The organism is Candidatus Sulfotelmatobacter sp. (assembly GCA_035504415.1).
Taxonomy (GTDB): domain Bacteria; phylum Vulcanimicrobiota; class Vulcanimicrobiia; order Vulcanimicrobiales; family Vulcanimicrobiaceae; genus Vulcanimicrobium.
Genome location: DATJRY010000007.1, coordinates 185,124 through 207,023, shown reverse-complemented (window position 1 = coordinate 207,023; position 21,900 = coordinate 185,124). Strand labels below are relative to the sequence as shown.

The following is a 21,900-nucleotide window of genomic DNA, read 5'->3' as shown; positions in this document are numbered from 1 at the left end:
GGCTTACGGAACGAACACCGCCTTGATCGGGTCTCCTTCGCGTTCGCGCACGACGCGGAAACCCTCCATGATGTCCTCGAGCGGGAAGTGGTGGGTCACCAGCTCGGCGCCTTTGATCTTTCCCTGCGCGGCCAGCGAGAGCGCGCGGCCGACGTTGGCGCCGCCTTCGCCGCGCGTCGTGTAGAGGGTGACGTCCTGCCGGATCGCGCGGCTCAGGTCGAAGGTGACCTTGTCCTTGTAGAACGCGAGGAACAGGATCTTGCCGCCCAGCTTGACCATCTCGACGCACTGCTGCGGCGTGTCCATCGCGCCGGAGGCTTCGATCACGACGTCGGCGCCGATGCCGTCGGTCAGGCGGCGCACCGCCGCGACCGGATCCTCGTCGCGCGAGCTGACGACCGCGTCGGCGCCCAGGCGCAGTCCCATCTCGAGCCGCCCGGTGCGCGTCCCGACCAGGATCACCTGTCCGGCGCCCAGCGCCTTGGCCAGCTGCACCGTCATCAAGCCGACCGGGCCGGGGCCGATGACGACGACCGATTGGCCGACGATGAAACCGCCCGCGACGTCGAGCCCGTAGAGCCCGGTGCCCGCGGTCGAGACGAGCACGGCGTCTTCCCACGTCACGTTGGCCGGCATCTTGTAGAGCGCTTTGGCGTGATGGATCGCGTACTCGGCGAAGCCGCCGTCGGCGGTGAAGCCGCTGGTGCGATGGCCCTTGTGCACGTTGCCGTAGTTGAGGCACGCGGTGTACTCGCCGACCACGCAGTTCGCGCAGCGCCCGCAGCCGCTGTGCGCTTCGATCGCGACCCGGTCGCCGACCGCGAACTCGTCGACCGCGTCACCCAGCGCGACGACCGTGCCCGTCCACTCGTGGCCCGGAGTGAACGAGCCGAACGGCGGCTGGTGCGGGAACGGGTGCTGCATGATCTTCAAGTCCGTCCCGCAGGTGCCGCACATCGCGACCTTGACCAGCACTTCGCCCGGGCCCGGTTCGGGGACGCGCTTCTCGAGGATGCGGAACTCGCCGGGCTCGACGAGCACGGCGGCGCGCATCGTGGTCGGGATGCGCAACGAGACGGGGTCGGGCGAAACGGTGGCGGACATCGGACGGGAAGGCTCCTCGGTTAGGACGCCAGCACCTGACTGGCGGCGGTGATGGGGTCGGGCTGGCGCACCAGCGTGTGCGCGATCTCGCGCTTGCGCAGCGGCCACAGCGCGGCGGCGCACACGGCGGCGACGAGATTGAGCGCGGCGGCGAGGTAGAGCGCCGCGGTCCAGCTGCCGGTCGCGGCCGTGATGACGGCCGAGATCGGGACCAGGAACGACGCGACGCCCTTGGCGGTGTAGAGCATCCCGTAGTTGGTGGCCGCGTACTTCTGACCGAAGTGGTCGCGCACGAGCGAGGGGAAGATGCTGTAGATCTCGCCCCAGGCGAAGAACACGACTGCCGAGAGCAGCACGAACGACACCGGCGTATGACCGAACTTGCTGAAGGCCAGCACGCCGATCCCCTCGACGGTGAAGGCGATCGCGAGCGTCTTCTCACGTCCGACGTAGTCGGACACCCAGCCCAGCAGCGGCCGCGCGATCCCGCCGACGATGTTGTTCAGCTGCAGCGTCAGCAGCAGCGTGGGGACGACCCACAGCCCGACGTGGATCGGCGCCTTGCCGATGTGGAACGACTTCGCGATCGGGGCGATCTGCGCGACGCCCATCAGGCCGCCCGCCGCGACCAGCGTGAACGAGAGGTACATCAGCCAGAACACGGGCGAGCGCAGCGTGCGCGCCGGGGGAACGTCACCGTTGCCTTGCAGCACGCGCACTTGGCGCTGCTCTTCGATGCTGACCGCGGCCGGCGGCCGAACCAGGAAGAAACCGCAGACGACGATGACGGCGCCCTGCACGATGCCGAAGAACGTGAAGGTCGGAAACGGTCCGGCGCGCTCGACCATGTAGTACAGCGGCGTCACCGTCAGGGCGGCGCCGGCGCCGAACCCGGCGACGGTCAGGCCGACCGCCAGGCCGCGGTGCTTCGCGAACCACTTCACCGCGTTGGGGACGCAGGTCGCATAGATCATGCCGGCGCCGATCCCGCACACGACCGCGCCGACGTACAGCCCGACCAGCGCGTGCGCGGTCCCGTCGATGGTCCAGCCCAGCGCGACCAGCACGCCGCCGCCCATCACCATGACGCGCGGCCCGAAGCGGTCCACCAGCGCCGCTTCGAACGGGACCAGCCACGTTTCGACCAGCACGAAGATCGTGAAGGCGAGCTGGATCGCGGCCAGCTTCCACCCCATGGTCTTGATCAGTGGGTCGACGAACACGGTCCACCCGAACTGGAAGTTCGCGATCATGAACATGCAGACGATGCCGAGCACCGCCTGCACCCATCGGTTCGCCGTCACCGTCTTCATCTAGCGCACTCCCGCATGCAGCGTTCCGCCGGCGGCCTCGACTTCGGCCGGCGTGAAAAGCAACTCGACGGTCACGCCGTCGGGACCGTCGACGAAAATCTGCCGGTCGTTCGCATACGGCACGTCGGCCTCGTGAAAGGCCAGCCCGAGCCGGCGCAACCGCTCTTTCGTATCCGCGTAGCCCTCGCAGCGAAAAGCCAGGTGATCGACCGCCGGATGGCCGCCGGTGCGGACCGCGCCGATGTCTTCCGGGTGCGTCTGCTCGTGGTTGCCCGCGTCGCTGATGTGGATCAGCGCTTGCGAACCTTGGTAGAGCCAGTAGCCCGGCGATCGAAACGGCGGGCGATCTCCGGGCTGCAACCCGAGCACCGCGACGAAGAAGTCGCGCGCGGCGTCGATATCGACGGTGAGGATGTTGACGTGATCGAAGCGCGTGACCGGCATACTGACCCCGACCGAAAGTGCGGCACTGCGAACTAGCTCGTTCCAGCGAGCGTACCACGAGCGAAACTCGTCTGTAAAGCTGCGGTAAAGCACGTTTCCTATCGGGTCGATAGGCGCCGGCAATGGTTCAGAACTCGTCCACCCGGTGAGGCGAGTGGCGTTCCCGGTGCAGGCGACCCGCCCACCGTGCACGGAAAAGGGCGACAACGTTCACTTCTCGATCCGGGTGAGGCTCATGCGCGCGCGTCTGTTTGTTCTCGTCGCCGTCATTGCTTTGGTGAGCTGCTCGGGTGGCGGAACGGGACGAACCGCGATGCCGGCGAGCCCGCCCAGCGCGACGCCCGGCCCGGCCACGCCGACCAGCGCGCGGTTCACGATCACCGTCCCGAATCACGGCGCGAGCAGCGCGTCGGCGCGCAAACCGAAGTACGTCTCGCCGGCGACGCAGTCGATCGTCATCACGCTGCTCACCGTCAACGGGACCGCCTACACCGGCTCGCCGCGCGAGGTCGCCAGCAACCTGACCTCCACGAATCCGAACTGCAGCGGCTCACCGCTCACGTGCACGGTCACCGCGCCGGCCGTCGCCGGCAGCGACGTGTTCCAAGTCGTCACCTATGACGCCCAGCAAACCACGCCGACGCCGAGCACGCCGGCCGGCAACGCGCTCTCCGGCGCCGACGTGACGCTCACCATGATCGCCGGTCAGGCCAACGCCGATCCGACGCCGCTGATCCTCGACGGCGTCGTCGACCACGTCGTGCTCGCCCTCTCGCCGACCGCGGAGACCGCCGGCACGCCGGGAACGGTCGGCGTCTCGGTCGAGGCCTACGACAAGGACGACAACCTGCTCGTCGGTCCGGGCAACTACGCCGACGCGAACGGCGACGCGCTCACGATTCATTTGAGCGACAGCGACACCAGCGGTCATACCATGCTCTCGACGACGAGCCTCACCGCCCCGACCAGCGGCATCACGCTCTCGTACGACGGCGCGACGATCGCCGCGCCGACGATCTCCGCCGGCGTGAGCGGCGGGACGATCGCGGGCGGCGCACCGTCGCCGGCGACCCTGAGCGTGAACCCGACCTTGACGTCGTTGAGCAGTCCCGCGTATCTCCCCGGGCAAACGGTCACCGAGACGCTGACCGGCGTCGGCTTCATCGCGGGCGCCACCAGCGTGCAACTGAGCGGGAGCGGCGTCACCGCCGGCACCGCGAACGTCACCAGCAGCACCTCGCTGACGGTCGATTTCACGGTCGCGGCCGGCGCCGCGGCCGGCGCGCAGAACGTCATGGTCACGACCAGTGGCGGAACCAGCGGTCCGCAGCCGTTCACGGTCGCCAGCGGCTACGTCGTGACCAGCACGGCCGACGACGGGAGCGCCGGCACCCTGCGCGCCGCGATCGACGGCGCGAACGCCGCGAGCGGCGAGCTGATCGCGTTCAACTGCGGGACGCCGTGCACGATCACGCTCGGCTCGGCGCTGCCGCCGATCACCAGCACCGTATCGATCGACGGAGACGTATACGGCGATGTCGTCATCGACGGAGCGAACGCGTACCGCGCGTTCTGGGCCGACAGCGGCACCGTGTTCCTCCACGCGCTCGAGATCCAAAACACGCGGGCGCAAGGCGGCACGGGTGGGGCCGGCTATCCCGAAGGCGGCGGCGGCGGTCTGGGCGCGGGCGCCGGCCTGTTCATCCGGACCGCGAACGTCACCGTGAGCAGCGTCTACTTCAACAACTCGACGGCGATCGGCGGAACCGGCGGGGCCGGGATCAGCAGCGCCGAGGCGGGCGGTGGTGGTGGCGGGGGCGGCGGCCTGGGCGGCAACGGCGGCGAGGCCGGCACGTACACGATCGGCGACGGTGGCGGCGGCGGCGGCGGCGGCGTGACCGGCACCGGCGGCAACGGCACCAGTGCGGCGACCGGCGGTTTGGGTGGCGCCGGCGGCACGGGCGGCGGCGGCGGCGGCGGGTGCGCAGCACTGAGCTGCGGCGAACCCGGCGGCGCCGGCTACGCCGGGGGCGCCCCCGGCGCAAGCGCCCCCAACGGCGCGGGCGGCGTGGGCGGGTTCGGCGGCGGCGGGGGCGGCGGCTCGGACGGAGAGTTCGGCGCGGCCGGCGGCTTCGGCGGCGGCGGCGGCGCGGGCGGGTCGCTGACGACCGGCTCGGCGGCGGGTGGTGCCGGCGGCGGTGGCGCGGCGGACTTCGGGCAGCACCAGCCCGGCGGCTCGCTCGGCGCCGGCGTCACCGGCGGCATGGGCGCGGACGGCGCGCGGACGACCGACGTCGTCGGGGGCGGCGGCGGCGCCGCGGCCGGACCCGCGATCTTCGTGTACGCAGGCACGCTCACGACCACCGGCAGCGGCTCGGCCGATAACGCGGCCGTCGGCGGCGCGGCCGGCAGCGGCGCCGCCAACGGGGCGACGGCCGGCGGCGCCGACGCGACCGCGGTATTCAACTACGGGGGCACCGTGAACGGCTCGACGACGACCGGACCGATCGCCGCGGCGTTGGGAAACAACCCACCGGCGAGCGTGCTGCGGCGCCGCTGATCGCGGCGCCCCGCGCTCACGACGTCGGATCGAAGCCGGTGCAGCCGCTCGGCAGCGGGTTCGGCACGGCCGGTACCGCGATCGGCGCCGTGAACTGCGCCGTCAACGACGCGACGTCGGCGACCGTCAGCGCGTCGAAGCCTTCGTAGCGCGCCTCCGGCCAGACCTCGATCGCTTTCGCGCCGACCGCGATCCCTTGTGCGATGACGGCCGTCCACTGGCAGCCGAACCCGCGCGGCGCCTGGGTCTGGAAGTTGACCGGAACGCCGAGCCCCGGCATCGTCGCGTAGACGATCGTGTCGTCCGCGTTGAGCGGATCGCTCAACGCGTGGTTGTCGGTGACGCAGCGGGAGCCCAGGTTGGTCGCACACGCCTGCATGGTCGTCTGGGTGAAGGCGGGACTCGTCCCTTGGCTCGGCACTTGCATGCTCACGAACGTATTGAAGGTGTAGTCGACCAGCGTCGACCGCCATGCCGCGTAGTCCGTCGTCGCGCCGGACAAGCACGTCTGGTACGCGGCGTCGGTGTAGCCGGCGGCTTTCATGTTCCGTTTCGACGTCGCGTCCGACGTCGGAACGAACGGCTCGTCGGTCTGCGAGGTGCACGAGGTGACGGCGATTTGGCGGATCAGCGGATGGTCGTCGTAGATCGCGGCCACCTGCGCTTGGAACGTGCGCCACGCGGCGATGTAGCTCGGGTCCCAGAACTTCCCGATGGTGAGCGGACAGTTGCCCGACGAGCAGCCGCCGGCGTTGCGTTGGATCTGAATCGGCTGCGCCTCGCCGATCAGCTGGGCCCACGTCGGCGCGCTGCTGCCGGCGTAGATGCGCAGCTTCACGCCCAGCGGCGTCGCCGGAAAGGTCGCGTTGTACGCGCGCACCTGCGCCAGCGCGGCGTCGACCCGGGTGGTGACGATCGGGCCGCCTTGGCCCGACGGCTGCATTTGGTCCCAGGTCGCGTTGATGACGATTCCGCCGAAGAGTCCCGGGAACTGCTCGACGTTGGTGGTCGTGAACGTCGGTTCGCCGCCCTCGACGTCGTGCCACGAGATGTCTTGCATGTCGATCAGGCCGACGATGGGCTGTTTCTGCAGCGATGCGCCGACCGGTGCCGGCGTCGGAACCGACGACGGCCGCTGCGAGCCCGCGGGCGGGGGCGTCCCGCCGCACGCCGCCACCACGGTGCAGAGCGCGGCGACGAGGAGCACTCTCATGGCCGACCGTTCGCCGCATTCGCATCGCGGTGCCTGGTCGGTCCACACATCGTGAAGAGAACGTCGCGCATGGTGCGCGCCGGCACACTAGGCGCACCGCGTTCTTTCTGCCATACTCGGCCGAACATGACCGCACGTCGCGCGCCGGCCCTTGGCGTCCTGGCCGTTCTTCTGCTGGCCGGCTGCGTCTCGACGCATACCGCGCCGCCGGTCGCGAGCAACGCGTCGTCGGGACTCGACCTGAGTCCCGATCCGGTCGCGCTGACCAACGACACGCCGACGTCGACCTTCCTGGTACAGAACGATACGGCCGGCGTCGACTATACCGCGACAACCGACTCGTCGTGCGCCGGCGCCGACGGCGGCATCTACGTCGCCGGCGCCGGGCAGCCGCAAACGGCGGTGAGCGGAACGCCGACGATGTTCGTCACCTACGCCGTCGGGACGCCGCCCGCGTCGTGCACGCTCGACGTGAGCGATTCGAACGGCGAGACGGGCACCGTCGGAGCGAGCTATCAGACCATCGTCGTCGTGCAGTCGGCCGCGCGCAAGCCGCGCACGACGCTGGCGGTCACGCGCGCCCCGCGCGCCGGCACCGTCGCGCCGCAAGCGATCACGATCACGCAGCTCAATCAGATCGTCGCGCTGACCGTGAGCGGCTTCGCCGGCAAGACGACCCTCAGCGCCGGCGCCTGCGCCACCGCGGCCAAGGGGATCTCGGTCGAGCCGGCGACGCTGCCGGCCGCCGGCGGGAGCGCGGCGATCGCCGCCTTCGGCATCGGCGCGATCGCGAAGAGCTGCACCGTCACGCTGAGCGATACGGCCGGCGACAGCGCCGCCGTCGCCGTGACGCTCGCGATCCCGGCCATCAACAAGTTCACCGTCAGCCCGACGACGACGACGCAGTTCGGCTGCGTGAGCGGCGCCTTCCCGCGCCACTGCCAAACGATCGGGACCTTCACCCTGAGCGAGGCCGGTGCGACGAGCTTTCGCATGGCGCCGCTCGCGTTTCCGAACACGACCTGCTATGACAGCTTCGAGGGCCCGCTGAAGATGGTCGTCGGCAGCGGTGCTCCGACCGAGACCGTTGCCGGGCCGACGGCGACCGTCGCGTTCGACGGGCAGCTGCCGGCGACGCCGCTCGGGTGCTCGCGCATCCCGATCACCGACGGCGGCGATCCGGCCCAGATCGTCACCGTCAAGGTCAAGGCGCCGATCGAGCCCGCGCCGCCGCCGTCGATCGCCGCGACGGGCGCGCCGAACTGCGTGGGCACCGATCCGCTGGCCGCCGATCCGACCGCGCCGCACGGCATGTACGCCTGGGCGCCGAACGCGCGCGACACGACGCTGCTCTCGGACTACGTGATCGGGGTCGATCCGACGCTCTGCGGCGCGAGCTTGGTCGTGTTCTGGACCGACCTCGAGCCGTCCAAGGGCAGCTACGCCTTCAACGTCGCCGAAGCGGCGGCGCAGCCGTTCGTGCAGCACGGGCTGACCGTCAACCTACTCTTCTCCGAAGCGACGGAAACCGGCACGACCAATCAAGTCACGCCGCCGTGGGTGCTGAACGAGGTGCCGACCTTCGCCTGCACCGCAGGCGTCACGATGCCCGCCTATTGGGATCCGACCTACGAGAGCGATTGGACCACCTTCATCGCCGCCGCGATCGCGTACTTCAGCACCACCTCGACGATCAAGAACAACATCGGCTACATGCGCTTCGCGACGGCCGGCGGCGCCGAAGCGCTGCCGCCGCCGGGCTACAACGACGGCGGAACCTGCCAGGCCGGCTGGGCCAACCTCGGCTACACCTACGACGTATGGCAAGCGCACGAGCTGCGCGTCTTGCAAGCGATGGCGGCGACCCCGTCGACGCATCAGATCATGGCCTCGCTCCCGAGCGTCTCGACGAGCGTCGGCCTCGCTCCGGGCGAGGCGCCGGGCATCTACGCCATGTCGAACGCCTTCGCCGCGGTCGCGGCGGCGAACGGCATCGGGCTCTCGAACGAGAGCCTCGGCTCGGAGAACGTCACCGCGCCCGGCACGACACCGGGTCCGTGCAATCCGGCCGCCAAGATGATCGTGCTGCACTGGTGCCAGGCCTACGTCAAGTACGCGGGCCAGGTGCCGCTCGCGATGCAGCCGATCACCGCGACCTACAACACGTCGGGCGGCAACGTCATCGACATCACCAACCTGCTGGCCTACGCGCTCGACAACAACATGCAGATCTTCGAGCTCTACCCCGAGGAGTGGCTCGAAGCCAACGGCGTCACCCAGTGGCAGCCGTACGATCCGACCGAAAAGGCCACCTATCGCAAGGCGCTCGACGACGCCGCACTGATCCTGGGCACGCATCCCACGCCGGCGCCGGACACCGTTCCGCCGCCGTAGGGGCGGTCAGCGCTTCGCGGCCGTCTTGCGCTTCGGGGCCGCCGTCCGTCGCGCCGGCTTTTCCAGCGTCGCCGCGGCGGCTTCGACGGCCGCGGCGCCCGCGCTGACCGCATCGCTGATCTGCTTAACGCGGTGACTGGCCTTGCGCACGGCGGTCGGCGCCTTCTTCGCGCCCGCGGCCGCCTTCTTCGCGCCCGTCACGGCCTTCTTCGCGGTTTTCACGAGCGAGCCGGAGGCCTTCTTCGCCGTCCGTTTTGCCGTCGCCGTGCCGGTCTTCTTGCGGGTAGTCGCCTTCTTCGCTGCCATGAGACGATCGTACCCGCTTGAACGAAAAGAAATCCGGGCGCCGACTATCGCGGCGGTTGTGGACGCGCCGTCGGCGCGGGCGACGGCAGCGTTCCGGTCACGGCGAAGTCGACGTCCTCGATGATCGTGTCGTCGTAGGTGCGGTGCACCAGGCGGCGCGTGCTCTTCTCGCTGTCGATGCTGTGGTCGGGGTAGGGGAGGACGCCGTCGGGGAGGGTCGTCTCGTCGAGCCGCATCGCGTGCATCCCGGGCCGCACGCACGGGAAGTCGTAGCGGCCGTGCGCGTCGGTGACGACCGATTCGCCGTCGTCGAGGAAGATGCGCACGACGGCCAGGCCCGGATCGCCGTCCTCGTAGCGTCCCGACCCGGTCCGGTCGAGATACACGCGGCCGGTGATCGGATAGCAGCTGCCCAGCGTCGATCCGATCGTCTGGACCTGCGCGCTGGCGTGGCCGCGTCCCGGCGGCGCACCGCCCGGCGCGGCGGCCGAGACCTCGACCTCGTTGGTCAGCGTCTGGTTCTGCGGCGCGCCGTTCTGAATGACGGTCGCGTACGCGATCGTCACCGTCGCCGTCAGCGAGGGCAGCTTCCAGGTCAGCGTGCGGCCGCGCACCGTCGGCTCGAGCGACTTGCCGTTCACGCGCGCGGTCCCCGGCGCGTACAGCTCGTAGTCGGGCAGCGTGTCGACGACGGTCGTCTCACCGTAGCCGGCGCCTTGCGAGGGCGAGACCCCGATGACGTAGTCGACGCGGTCGCCGACGCGCACCACGCTCGCGCTGGCCGTCTTGGTCACCTGCAGGGTCGACGGCACGATCTGCGCGACGACCGGGTTCGAGTGGATCGTCGACGCGAGCCCGGCCGAGCCGACCTCGACGACGTTGGTCGGCGTGCCGGTCGCGTTGGACTCGACCTTCGCCTGGAACGTGACGGTGGCCGACGCGCCGACGGCGATCGTGCCGATGGGGGCGCTGACGATCTGCCCGACGACGCTCGCGCTGCGGATCGACGCGCCGTTCAAGGTCACCGTGCCGGCGATCGGCGTGACGCCGCCCGGGACCGGATCGGTCAGCACGACGTTCGACGCGGGCGCGGAGCCGCTGTTCGTCACGACCATGGTGAAGGTGACCGTCTGGCCGCGCAGCACGACCTCGTGCTGCAGCGTGTCGATCGTCTTGACCACCGAGATGCTCGGCAGCTCGACGATGTTCGCCGGTGAGGCGGCGGTGCACGCCGCGCCCGTGCACGGCACGTCGCCGCCGACCGTCACCGCGTTGGTGACTTGGGTTCCCGCGCTCGCGGAGCTGCTGACGGTCGCGTTGTAGACGACCGTCGTGGTCGCGCCGGGCGCGATGGTGCCCAGCGGCAGATGGCTGGTCACGACGCCGTCGGCCGCGACCGCGTTGTTGACCTTGACCGAGCCCGTGACGAGCGTCGCGTTGGCGAGCGTGTCGGTCAGCGTCGCGTTGGTCTCCGGCACGCTGCCGTTGTTGGTGACGGCGATCGTATAGGTGATCACCTGGCCCGGCCCGACGTTCGCGCCGGCGGGGTTCGAGGTCTTCACGACGCTCAGGCTGGCGGCGAGGACTTGCAGCTGCGCCGTCGCGGGGTTCGCGTTGCTCACGCCCTGCGCGGTGGTCAAGCCGCCGGTCGGGATGGTGTTCGTGTAGGTGCCGGCCGTCGCGCTGCTCACGCTGACGGTGATCGCGCAGGTCGCGTTCGCCGCCAGGGTCGCACCGGCCAGCACGACGCTGCTCGCGCCCGCCGCCGCGGTAACGGTGCCGCTCGGGCACGTCGTCGACGCGTGCGGCGTCGCCGCGACGACGACGCCGGCCGGCAGCGGATCGGTCAGCGCCAACGCGCTCAGCGCGATCGCGCCGGTGCCCGTGTTGGGGATCGTGATCGTCAGCGTCGCGCTGCCGCCGACCGGGATCACCGCGGGCGCGAACGCCTTGCTGACCGCGACGTTGTTCGGCAGGATCTTGAGCGTGGCGGTCGCCGGCGCCGGGTTGGTGACGCTCTGCGCATCGCCGAGCGCACCCGACGGAATCGTGTTGGTGTAGGTGTTCACCACCAGGCCGGTGACGCCGACCGTGATCGTGCACGTCGCGTTGGCGGCCAAGCTCGCGCCGCTGAGCGCGACGCTGCCGCCGCCGGCCGTCGCGGTGACCGTCCCGCTCGGACAGGTCGTGGCCGCGTTCGGCGTCGGCGCGATCGTCACGCCGGTGGGCAGTGGGTCGGTCAGCCCGAGCGCGCTCAGGTTGATCGCGCCCGGCGCCGTGTTCGGGATCGTGATCGTCAGCGTCGAGGTCGAGCCGGTGGGGATGGTCGACGGCGCGAACGCCTTGGCGACCGTCAGACCGGCCGGCACGATCGTCAGCGTCGCGCTCGCGAGGTTGCCGTTCGCCACGCCCTGCGTATCGCCGAGCGCGCCGGCCGGAATCGTGTTCGTGTAGGTGTTCGCGACGGTGCCGGTCACGTTGACCGTGACGGTGCAGGTCGCACCGGCCGCGAGGCTACCGCCGCTGAGCGCGACGCTGCCGCCGCCGGACGGCGCGGTGACCGTCCCGCTCGGGCAGGTCGTCGCCGCGTTCGGCGTCGCCGCGATCGTCACGCCGCCGGGCAGCGTGTCGGTCAGCGTCACGCCGGAGAGCGCGATCGCCCCGGTCGCCGTGTTCGGAATCGTGATCGTCAGCGTCGAGGTGCCGCCGGCGGTGATGCTGGCCGGCGCGAACGCCTTGGCGATCGCCAGCGCGGCCGGCGTGACGGTCAGGCTCGCGGTGGCCGGCGCGCCGTTCGAAACGCTCTGCGTATCGGCCAGCGCCCCGGTCGGGATCGTGTTGGTGTAGGTGCCCGCGACCGTGCCGGTCACCGTGACGGTGATCGTGCAGCTCGCGCCCGCCGCGAGCGTGCCGCCGTTGAGCGCGACGCTCGTGCCGCCGGCCGTCGCGGTCACCGTTCCGGTGCCGCAGGTCGTCGCGGCGTTCGGCGTCGCGGCGATCGTCACGCCGTTGGGCAGCGCGTCGGTCAGCGTGACGCCGCTGAGCGCGACGGCACCGGAGGCGGTGTTCGGGATGGTGATCGTCAGGGTCGAGGTCGCGCCGGCGGTGATCGAGGCCGGCGCGAACGCCTTCGCGATCGTCAGCGACGCCGGCGTGATGGTCAAGTTCGCCGTCGCCGGCGCGCCGTTCGAGACGCTTTGCGCGTCCGTCAGCGCACCGGTCGGGATCGTGTTGGTGTAGGTGTTCGCGACGGTGCCGGTCACCTTGACGGTCACGGTACAGCCGGCGTTGGCCGCGAGCGCGGCGCCGCTCAGCGCGACGCTGCTGCCGCCCGCGGTCGCGACGACCGTGCCGCTCGGGCAGGTGGTCGCCGCATTGGGGCTCGCGGCGATCGTCACGCCGGCGGGGAGCGCGTCGGTCAGCGCGAGGCCGTTCAGCGCGATCGCACCCGCGGCGGTGTTCGGAATCGTGATCGTCAGGGTCGAGGTGGCACCCGAGGCGATCGACGCCGGCGCGAACGCCTTGGCCACCGTCAGCGCGGCCGGCGTGACGGTCAGGGTCGCGGTCGCCGGCGTGGTGTTGCCGACGCCCTGCGCGTCGGTCAGCGCCGCCGCCGGGATCGTGTTGGTGTAGGTGTTGGCGAGCGTCGCGGTGACGTTCACGGTGATCGTGCACGAGGCGTTCGCTGCGACCGAGCCGGCGCTCAGCGTGACGACACCGCTGCCGGCGAGCGCGCTCACCGTCCCGGAGCCGCAGGTGGTCGCCGCGTTCGGCGTCGCCGCTACCGTGACGCCGGTGGGCAGGGTGTCGGTGAGGGCGAGCGCGCTCAGCGCGACCGCGCCGGCCGCCGTGTTGGGGATCGTGATCGTCAGGGTCGAGGTGCCGCCCGAGGCCATCGTGGTCGGGGAGAAGGCCTTGGCCAGCGTCGTCGGCGCAAGCGCGATCGTCAAGTTCGCGCTGGCGGGCGAACCGTTGGAGACGTTCTGCGTGTCGGTCAGCGCGCCGGCCGGGATCGTATTGGTGTAGGTGTTGGCCAGCGTACCGGTCACGTTGACGGTGATCGTGCACGAGGCGTTCGCCGCGAGCGTGCCGCCGCTGAGCGCGACGCTGCCGCTGCCCGCGACCGCGGTCACCGTCCCGGCACCGCAGGTCGTCGCCGCGTTCGGCGTCGCCGCGATCGTCACGCCCGCCGGTAACGCGTCGCTCAGCGCCATGCCGGTGAGCGCGACCGCCCCCGACGCCGTGTTCGGGATCGTGATCGTCAGCGTCGAGGTGCCGGCCGCCGTGATCGTGGCCGGCGAGAACGCCTTGGCGATCGCCAGCGCCGCCGGCGTGACGGTCAGGTTGGCGCTCGCGGCGTTGCCGTTGGAGACGTTCTGCGTGTCGGTCAGGCTGGCCGCCGAGATGGTGTTGGTGTACGTGTTCGCCACCGTCCCGGTCACACTGACCGAGATCGTGCACGACGCACTCGCCGCGACCGACCCGCCGCTCAGCGCGACGCTGCCGCTGCCCGCGACCGCCGTCACCGTCCCGGCGCCGCAGGTCGTCGCCGCGTTCGGCGTCGCCGCGACCGTGACGCCGGTCGGCAGCGCATCGGTCAACGTCATGCCGCTCAGCGCGACCGCGCCCGACGCGGTGTTGGGGATCGTGATCGTCAGGGTCGAGATGCCGCCCGACGCGATCGACGCCGGCGCGAACGCCTTCGCGATCGAGAGCGCCGCCGGCGTGATCGTCAGGTTGGCGGTCGCGGCGTTGCCGTTCGAGACGCTCTGCGTGTCCGTCAGGCTCGCCGCCGCGATGGTGTTGGTGTACGTGTTGGCCACCGTCCCGGTCACGCTGACCGAGATCGTGCACGACGCGTTCGCCGCGACCGCGCCGCCGCTCAGCGCGACGCTGCCGCTGCCCGCCACCGCGGTCACCGTCCCGGCACCGCAGGTCGTCGCCGCGTTCGGCGCCGACGCGATCGTCACGCCGGTCGGCAACGTGTCCGTCAATGCCATGCCGCTGAGCGCGACGGCGCCCGCGGCCGTGTTCGGAATCGTGATGGTCAGCGTCGAGGTGCCGCCCGATGCGATCGACGCCGGCGCGAACGCCTTGGCGATCGAGAGCGCCGCCGGCGTGACGGTCAGGTTGGCGCTCGCGGCGTTGCCGTTGGAGACGCTCTGCGTGTCGGCCAGGCTCGCCGCCGGAATCGTGTTCGTATACGTGCTCGCCGTCGTGCCGGTCACGCTCACGGTGACCGTGCACGTCGCGCCGGCCGCTACCGAGCCGCCGCTCAGCGCGACGCTGCCGCCGCCGGCCACCGCCGTGACGGTGCCCGCGCCGCAGCTGGTCGCGGCGTTCGGCGTCGCCGCGATCGTCACGCCCGCCGGCAGCGTGTCGGTCAACGTCATCCCGCTGAGCGCCACCGCACCCGAGGCGGTGTTCGGCAGCGTGATCGTGAGCGTCGAGGTCCCGCCCGAAACGATCGACGCGGGCGCGAAGGCCTTCCCGATCGTCAGCGATGCGGGCGTGATCGTCAGGTTGGCGGTCGCGGACGAGCCGTTGGTGACGCTTTGCGTGTCGGTCACGCTCCCTGCCGGGATCGTGTTCGTATAGGTGCTCGCCACCGTGCCGGTGACGTCGACCGTGATCGTGCAGCTGCTCGCGGCAGCGAGCGCGGCGCTCGAGAGCGTCAGCGTCGATCCGCCGGCGAGGGCCGTTGCCGTGCCCGTGCCGCACGTCGTGGCCGCGTTCGGGGTCGCCGCGATCGTCACGCCGCTGGGCAGCGCGTCGGTCAGCGCCATCGCGCTCAGCGCGACCGCGCCGGCCGCGGTGTTCGCGACGGTGACGGTCAGCGTCGAGGTCGCGCCGGCGGCGATCGAGGTCGGCGAGAACGCCTTGGAGAGGGTGACGGGCGGCGCGACCGCGAGGGTCGCGCTGGCCGCGGAGGCGTTGGTCGCGCCTTGCGTCGCCGTCAGCGCGCCGACCGGAATCGTGTTCGTATAGCTGCCGCTGGTCGACGAGGTGACGCTGACGGTGATCGTGCACGTCCCCGCCGCGGCGACGCTGCCGGCGGCGAGCGCGACCGTACCGCCGCCTCCGACCGCCGTGACGCTGCCCGCGCCGCAGGTGGTGGCCGCGTTGGGCGCCGCCGCGATCGTGACGCCGGCGGGCAGCGTGTCGGTCAGCGCCATCCCCGAGAGCGCCACCGCTCCGCTCGCCGTGTTGGCGATCGTGATCGTCAGCGTCGAGGTGGCGCCCGGCGCGATCGCTGTCGGCGAGAACGCTTTGGTCAGCGTCGGGCTCGGCGGCGGGGTCAGCGTGACCGAGCCGCTGCCGCTGTTCTGGTTGCTGTAGCCGCCGATGTTCACGCCGCCGCTGGCAATCGTGTTGCTGACCGTGCCGGGCACCGCGCTCGCGGACGTGGTGACCTGCACGTACGCGACGCACTGACCCGCCACGCTGCCGACTTCGCCGGCGACGGCCAGCCCGTTGAGGGTGAAGCTGCTGGAGCCGACCGCGCCGCTGATCGTGCCGCCGCACAGCGCGGGATCACCCGCCTGCGAGGGACCTTCCGTGGTGCTCGCGAGGACGAGGCTCGCCGGCATGTTGTCCACCAGGCTGCCGCCGCTCAGGTTCGAGGTCGTCGCGGTGTTCGTGATCAGGAAGCGGACGTAATCGGTCCCGCCCAGCTGCAGCGTCGAGCTGGTGAACGTCTTCGCGATGCCCAGACCCGCGCTGACCGTCAGCGACGCCTTCGCGACCGTCGTGTTGGTCGCGCCCGCGCCCGCCGTCGAGGTGACCGCGCCGGCGGGGATCTGGTTGAGCGGCGCGCCGACGACGTTCGAGGTGACGTTGAAGTTGACCGTGCACGTCGTCTCGGTCGTGCCGACGGTGATCAAAGAGATGTTCGAGAACGCGATCGACGAGCCGGTGATCACGTAGCTCGGCGCCGGCTGTCCCGTCTGCTGACAGTTGGTGAACGTCACGTTCGGCGTCGCCGAGAAGTTCATGTTGGTCGGCAGGTTGTCGGTGAACGCGACCCCTTCGGCCTCGGTGGTCGCGAGCGAGCCCGCTTGCGGCACGACCAGGCCGATCGCCGCCGTCGACGTACCGCCGGCCTGGATTTGGTTGGGCGAGAACGACTTGGTGACGATGATCGGCGAGGGCGCCGTGAACGTGACGTTGTTCTGACCGGTCGAGGCGACTGCCGTTCCGCCGGTCACCGTCCCGGTGTAGGTCGGGTTGCCCGGCGTGAACGTGCCGGTGAGGCTGCCCTCGTCGATGACGGTGTAGTTGATCGTGCAGTTCTGCGAGATCGTGGTGCCGAGCGTGACCGTGAACGACTCGTCGTTCGTTCCGAACGAGCTGACCGCGGTTCCCGACGGGCAGCCGGTGAAGGTGATGTTGCTGGTCGATGCCAGCTGCACCTTACCGGTCGTGAGCGGAATCGTGACCGACGCGTCCGTGTCGCTGTAGCCGGCGGGCACGTTGACCGTCGCGGAAACCGCGAGCGGCTGGTTCGTGAGGCCGCTGGCCGAGGCGACGTAGTTGCTGACCGTGAACGTCGGCAGCTCGGTGACGTTCGCCGACGGCGTACCCGTCGTGACGGTGCCGTCCGCGCCGGTGAACGTCGCCGCACCGGCGGTGTTCGCGTCGACGCGGCTGGGGCCGGTGACGTTCGGGAAGTACACGTAGAACGTGACCACGCACGTGCCGTTGCCGGGAATCGACATCCCCGTCACCGTGATGGAGGTCGCGCCGGTCGCCCAACCGCCGCCGACCGCCGGCGTCGTGGCGCCGGTGCATCCGGCGCTGAACGTCGGGTTGTAGGTCGCCGAGGGATCGTACCCTTCCATCACGACCGGCGTCGTCGGGAACGTGTCGGTGACGCTGCCGCCGCTGAAGACGCCGTTGCCCTGGCTCGTGTACGTCAACGTGATCTTGACCGGCGTGTTGATGCCGGCCGAGGTCGGACTCGCCGCCTTGGCCGCGGTCACGTTGCCGCCCGCCGCCGTCACCGTCAGCGTCGCGGTCGCGTTCGCGGCCGCACCGCTGACCGTGCCGCCCAGGCTCGTCGAGCTGGTGAAGTTCGCCAGCGGGATGGTGTTGGTGTACGATCCGGCCGTCTCGGCCGCCGGGATGTCGACGGTGAAGGTCACGGTACAGGTCGCGGACGCCGCGATCGTCCCGGCGCTCATCGTGAACGTCCCGGTGCCTTGACCGCCGAGCGTGGGCGTGCCGCATCCGCTCGAGGTCGGGGTCGGCGTCGAGGCGACGGTCATCCCGCCGGGCAGCGGGTCGGACTCCGCCGCGCTGGTCAGACTCTGGTTCGAGAGGACGTTGGCGATCTTGATCGTGACGACCGAGGTCCCGCCGGGCTGCGCCGAGGTCGGGTTGAACGACTTGGTGACGTTCGGGTCGCCGTTGACGAACTTGGCCTGCGCCGAGACGCCGGTCGCGTTGGTCGCCGCCTGCGCATCGCTGATCGCGTCGGCGGCCAGGGTGAAGTTGACGGTCTCGACGGCGCTCGTGGTGACGTCGAGAACGACCGTACAATGGCTGCTGGCCGGAATCGTGAGTCCCGAAAGCGTCGTCGTGCCCGTCGTTCCGTTCGGTGCCGGCAACGCCGCCGTCCCGCCGCACGTGCTGGCGGCGTCGTACCCGCTGATCGTGTACGCCGTCGTCGCGTTCGAGGAGATCGCCAGGCTCGTGTTGCTCAGCGCGATCGCGGCCGGGTTGGTGATCGTGTAGGTGACCGTCGTCGTGTTGCCGCTGAGCACGGTGAGCGCGGCCGACGCCGCGACGGTGACGTTCGCCGACTGGACGCTCAGCGTCTGCGTGACGTCCGACGTCGGCGAACCGTTGCTGGTGGTGACGCTGGCGGCCGGGATCGTGTTGAAGCCGTTGCCGATCTCGCTGCCCTGGACCGAGAACGTGATCGTGCAGGTGCCGGGCGTCGAGGAGTTGGGGGCGATCGGGATCGAGCCGTCGTTCATGACGACGGCGGTCCCGCTGATCGTCGGCGTCCCGCCGGCGCAGGTCGTCGTCGGCGCCGGCGAGGTGAGCAGCGTGCCGAAGCCGTTCATCGTCGCGATGTCGTCCGAGAACGCGGTGATCGTCGCCGCCGAGGTCGTCGAGGAGTTCTGCAGCGTGACGGTGACCACCGAGGTCGCGCCCAGCGCGACGCTGGTCGGGTTGAATTGCTTGTTGACCTGGACTTGCGCGGACGCGAGCGCCGTTCCGGCGAGGAAAGTCGCGGCGAACGCCCCGAGCGTTCGCCACAGCGAGCGGGTCGCGCGCATTACGGACGGTCTCCCTTGCCCCAGCCGAAGAGGTTGTCGACGTAGCTGCTGAGCGTCACGTACGCGCCGCGGTGCGTCGGGTTCACCGACGTCGCCGGATCGGCGAAACCCGAGAAGTTGTAGCCGGCGGCCACCCGCAGCGAGTCGCCCAGGCGATAGCCGCCCTCGACGACCAGTCCGGTCGCCTTGGTGCCGCTCAGCGGCGCGGTGTCGCTCCAATGGACCTCGGAAGCGAGGTCGAAGCGCGAACCGATCCGCTGATCGCCGCGCACGCCGTAGATCGACGTGCGCGGCGCAAAGTACGCGTCGCCGTCGATCTTGTAGGCCAGGCTCGCGGCCCACTCGGTGCGCGTGCTCGAGCGGTACAGCTCCTGCACTTGCGCGACGTTGGTGACGTAGGCGTCGTAGTTGGTCAGGTTCCCCTGTTGCGTGTCGACGTCGACCAACGTGACGTAGCGGTCGTTGCGCGAGGGCCGGTAGGACAGGCCGATGCGCGCCTCGCGGTCGTCGACCGCTTCGGTGAAGGCCGCCGTGTAGGCGCCGAACAGCGAGACCGCCGGCGAGATCGGACCGGTCGCGCCGAGCTCGAGCGTGCTGCCCGAGTCGTAACCGGTCCGCGCTTCGAACTTGCCGGTGGCGTGGAAGCTGCTCTCGCTGTAGTCGAGCGCGAGGCCGCCGGTCATGAAGTACGGCGACGAGTCGGCCAGCGCGGGACCGTACGACGAGTACAGCTCTTGCCCGAGCTGCAGGAACGCATCGCCGGTCAGGTGCGAACCGGCCAAGATGCGGCTGCGCACGCCGATCGCGTCGTACAGGTCGGTGCCGTCGATGGTATGGTCGACCGCGTAGCCCGACTGATACGTCTGCGCGCCGACCTGCTGTTCGAAGCCCAGGCTCGTCGAGCTGCTCGCGCCGGCCGCGTAGGTCTGCACGGCCTGCGTCGCGGCGAGGCTCTCCGTCGGCGTCGCCTGCCACAGCTGGCGCACGTACACTTTGCCGGCCCTGCCGACGTCGAGGTCGAGCTCGGCCTGCGTCTGCGGCGGATCGTACGGATCGAACGAGGCCCCGCCCAGCGGCGAGAGGCGCGAGACCAGCAGCGAAGCGCGAGGAGCGAACTGCCAATCGAAGCCGTAGTCGGCGTCGAGCGAGTGCCCCGATCCCGCCTGATAGTCGACCAGGGCCGGCAGCGGCTGCAGGAGCGACGAGGGGCCCGCGGCGGTCGCGGGTGAGTTCGGCGTCGCTGCGCCGGCGAGCAGCTCGCTGGGATCGAGCACGCCGTTGCTCGACGCCGCGGCGGACGTGACCCCGAGGTGATAGCTGAAGCGCCGCGAGGGGTGCACGCGCACCTTCGCCTCGGCGGCGCGGTCGCTGTTGTTCACCGCCTGGCTCGTGCTCGTCGCCGGCAACTGATTCGTCGCGCCGCGATAGCTCAGCTCGAGGTCGGTGATGCGGCTGGTCGTCAGCGTCGCGCTCGCGCTCAGCGACACCAACCCGGGCGCCGTATAGTTGCCGAACGGGTTGTCGTAGCCGGCCGCCGTGTCGGCGTAGTCGACGGCCAGCGTGAGCGGTCCGTCCTTCGTGTGGACCGAGGCGCGGTAGGCGTCGCCGCTCGTGCCGTACTGCAGCTGCGAGATCGGCAAGAAGCCGTTCGAGCGCTCGTGGCTGACCGACCACACCGTCGCGCCGGCGGTCGTGCCGATCGACTCGCCCAGCAGCGTCAGGTTGCCGCTCCCGTCGGCGTCGTTGAGGTACCAGCTCTCGAAACCGCCGGTGCGGCCGAGCTTGATCGAACCGTTCCCGCCCAGCATCGTCGAGCGCGCGCCGGGGCCGCCGTACTCGTATTGCACGGTGACGATCTGCGGGTCGAAGGCGTCGTCGTACGGGAGGATGATGTTGGTGAACGTCAACAGGCCGCTGGCGTAGTCGATCTCGTAATCGCTGCCGCGCACGAGCTGCGTCTGCGAGACCACGGCGCCGCTGTGGCGGTCGAGGTGGACCAGCGTGAGGACGTCGCTGCCCACCACGATGTCGGGGTGCAGCAGCTCGTCGGCGATCGCCAGGCCCGTCGGCGCGACGACGCGGCGGTCGTAGGCGACGTCGTTGCGCGCGGTGAACCCGCCGCCGCCCACCACGTTGCCCTGCGCATGGACGTTGGCGCCTTCGACGAGCATGTCGTAGCCGCCGACGGCGGTGGCCGGCGCGGCCTGCGCGTAGAACTCCCCCCACATCGCGCTCGAGCGGCCGCTGTCGAGCCGCGCGTAGACGCGGTTGGTCGAGAGCGCGTCGTCGTAGCGCAGCGAGCTGTCACCGTAGATCGCGAACGGACGATCGTCCGGGTTGTCGAGGAACGGGCCGGCGACCAGCGTCTGCGAGAGCACGTCGGCGGAGTCGTACGCGAAGGTCAGCGTGGTATTGCGCGAGACCTCGCCGGTGCCGTAGATCGAGATCGCGCCGCGCCGCGTGTCCAAGCCGTTCGGGCCGTTGTCGGGCGTCTCGATCGAGCCCGGGACGGCGCCGACCCCGCCCGTCGCGTACCCGACGACCAGCGGCCGGCGCTGCACGGTCGTCAGGGTCAGATCGAGGTCGCCGCTCGCGTCGCCCGCCGTGAGCTGAACGACCAGGGGTCCCGCGCGCGTGCCGGGCGCGAGCACGATCGCGACGGCGCCGCCGGGTCCGGCGACCAGATCGTCGCTGGCGCCGCCGGCGGTGAAGCGTGCGTCGCCGGACGCGATCGTCGCGCGCACCGCGTCGCCGAGCGCGAGCGGCGTGCCGTCGGCGCGGCTGACGTGAGCGCTGACGGTCACCGTGCCGCGGCCGCTGGCGGGGATCGCCGTCGCGCCGTCGGCGCTCACGCGGAGCAGGTGTTCGAGCGAGGCACCGGCCATGCCGGATGGCGAGAAAACCGCGCTACACAGCGCAGCCACGCACATCCATGCCGTCAACCCGCGCATCCCCGCGCGCGACCTCGTCATCCTTGCAGCCCCTCGTGAACACACGACGAGCGAGCCCGCTGCTAAACAACAGCTGGCAGGCGCCCGTCCTTGGTACGCTTCGTACGCTCACTCATATCGGCTTCGGGGAAGCAAATGTCTGCTCGATCGGGCCGCGCTGTCCGAAGCTTTACCGACGCGCCGCGTCGACGGTGCGTTCGCGCGCACGCGACGCGCGCGAGGCCGCACGTGACGTGCTCGCATCGTCCGACGTGCCGAGCGTTCGCGCACGCGCGGCTGCGGACGAACGCCCGGCCCCGGGTGGAAATCTCTTCGATCGCACGCGCCG

The 21,900-nt window shown here is 70.8% G+C and carries 9 protein-coding genes; 2 read left to right on the top strand and 7 right to left on the bottom strand.

Annotated elements, in window-relative coordinates; genetic code table 11:
* Positions 1–3: 3 nt before the first annotated feature.
* From VMD91_04185 to VMD91_04175, 3 genes are read right to left on the bottom strand one after another with little or no spacing between them, the layout of a single operon-like run.
* Positions 4–1,104, bottom strand: coding sequence for an alcohol dehydrogenase catalytic domain-containing protein (locus VMD91_04185; GenBank protein ID HTW83255.1), 1,101 nt, complete (start codon positions 1,102–1,104; stop codon positions 4–6).
* A 20-nt stretch (positions 1,105–1,124) separates the two neighbouring features.
* Complete coding sequence (gene oxlT / locus VMD91_04180) at positions 1,125–2,417, bottom strand: oxalate/formate MFS antiporter (GenBank protein HTW83254.1); 1,293 nt, start codon at positions 2,415–2,417, stop codon at positions 1,125–1,127.
* Positions 2,418–3,068, bottom strand: coding sequence for a VOC family protein (locus tag VMD91_04175; protein HTW83253.1), 651 nt, complete (start codon positions 3,066–3,068; stop codon positions 2,418–2,420).
* 106 nt (positions 3,069–3,174) lie between these two features.
* On the opposite strand from VMD91_04175, the gene VMD91_04170 reads away from it, so the two are divergent.
* The gene (locus VMD91_04170; GenBank protein HTW83252.1) at positions 3,175–5,421 is read left to right on the top strand and encodes a hypothetical protein; all 2,247 of its coding nucleotides are present in this window, start codon (positions 3,175–3,177) and stop codon (positions 5,419–5,421) included.
* Between the two features lie 16 nt (positions 5,422–5,437).
* Here the strand turns inward: VMD91_04170 and VMD91_04165 are convergent, their stop codons facing one another.
* The gene (locus VMD91_04165; GenBank protein HTW83251.1) at positions 5,438–6,634 is read right to left on the bottom strand and encodes a hypothetical protein; all 1,197 of its coding nucleotides are present in this window, start codon (positions 6,632–6,634) and stop codon (positions 5,438–5,440) included.
* 126 nt (positions 6,635–6,760) lie between these two features.
* Between VMD91_04165 and VMD91_04160 the strand changes: the two genes are divergently transcribed.
* A complete protein-coding gene (locus VMD91_04160) occupies positions 6,761–9,028 on the top strand; it encodes a hypothetical protein (protein ID HTW83250.1) in 2,268 nt (755 codons plus the stop codon).
* Positions 9,029–9,034: 6 nt separating this feature from the next.
* Here the strand turns inward: VMD91_04160 and VMD91_04155 are convergent, their stop codons facing one another.
* From VMD91_04155 to VMD91_04145, 3 genes are read right to left on the bottom strand one after another with little or no spacing between them, the layout of a single operon-like run.
* Entirely contained in the window at positions 9,035–9,334 is a 300-nt protein-coding gene (locus VMD91_04155) for a hypothetical protein (protein HTW83249.1), read from the bottom strand.
* Between the two features lie 44 nt (positions 9,335–9,378).
* Positions 9,379–18,621 carry a hypothetical protein gene (locus tag VMD91_04150; GenBank protein HTW83248.1) on the bottom strand — a complete coding sequence of 3,081 codons (9,243 nt, stop codon included), beginning with the start codon at positions 18,619–18,621 and terminating at the stop codon, positions 9,379–9,381.
* Positions 18,621–21,473: a hypothetical protein gene (locus tag VMD91_04145; GenBank protein HTW83247.1), complete on the bottom strand. Its 2,853-nt coding sequence runs from the start codon at positions 21,471–21,473 to the stop codon at positions 18,621–18,623. Before VMD91_04145 ends, VMD91_04150 begins: the two co-directional genes overlap by 1 nt.
* Positions 21,474–21,900: the final 427 nt, after the last annotated feature.

Coding starts and splice junctions, on each gene's coding strand:
- VMD91_04150 (HTW83248.1), bottom strand. CDS start 18,621: ATGCGCGCGACCCGCTCGCTGTGGCGAACGCTCGGGGCGTTCGCCGCG.
- VMD91_04170 (HTW83252.1), top strand. CDS start 3,175: ATGCCGGCGAGCCCGCCCAGCGCGACGCCCGGCCCGGCCACGCCGACC.
- VMD91_04185 (HTW83255.1), bottom strand. CDS start 1,104: ATGTCCGCCACCGTTTCGCCCGACCCCGTCTCGTTGCGCATCCCGACC.
- VMD91_04160 (HTW83250.1), top strand. CDS start 6,761: ATGACCGCACGTCGCGCGCCGGCCCTTGGCGTCCTGGCCGTTCTTCTG.
- VMD91_04165 (HTW83251.1), bottom strand. CDS start 6,634: ATGAGAGTGCTCCTCGTCGCCGCGCTCTGCACCGTGGTGGCGGCGTGC.
- VMD91_04155 (HTW83249.1), bottom strand. CDS start 9,334: ATGGCAGCGAAGAAGGCGACTACCCGCAAGAAGACCGGCACGGCGACG.
- oxlT (HTW83254.1), bottom strand. CDS start 2,417: ATGAAGACGGTGACGGCGAACCGATGGGTGCAGGCGGTGCTCGGCATC.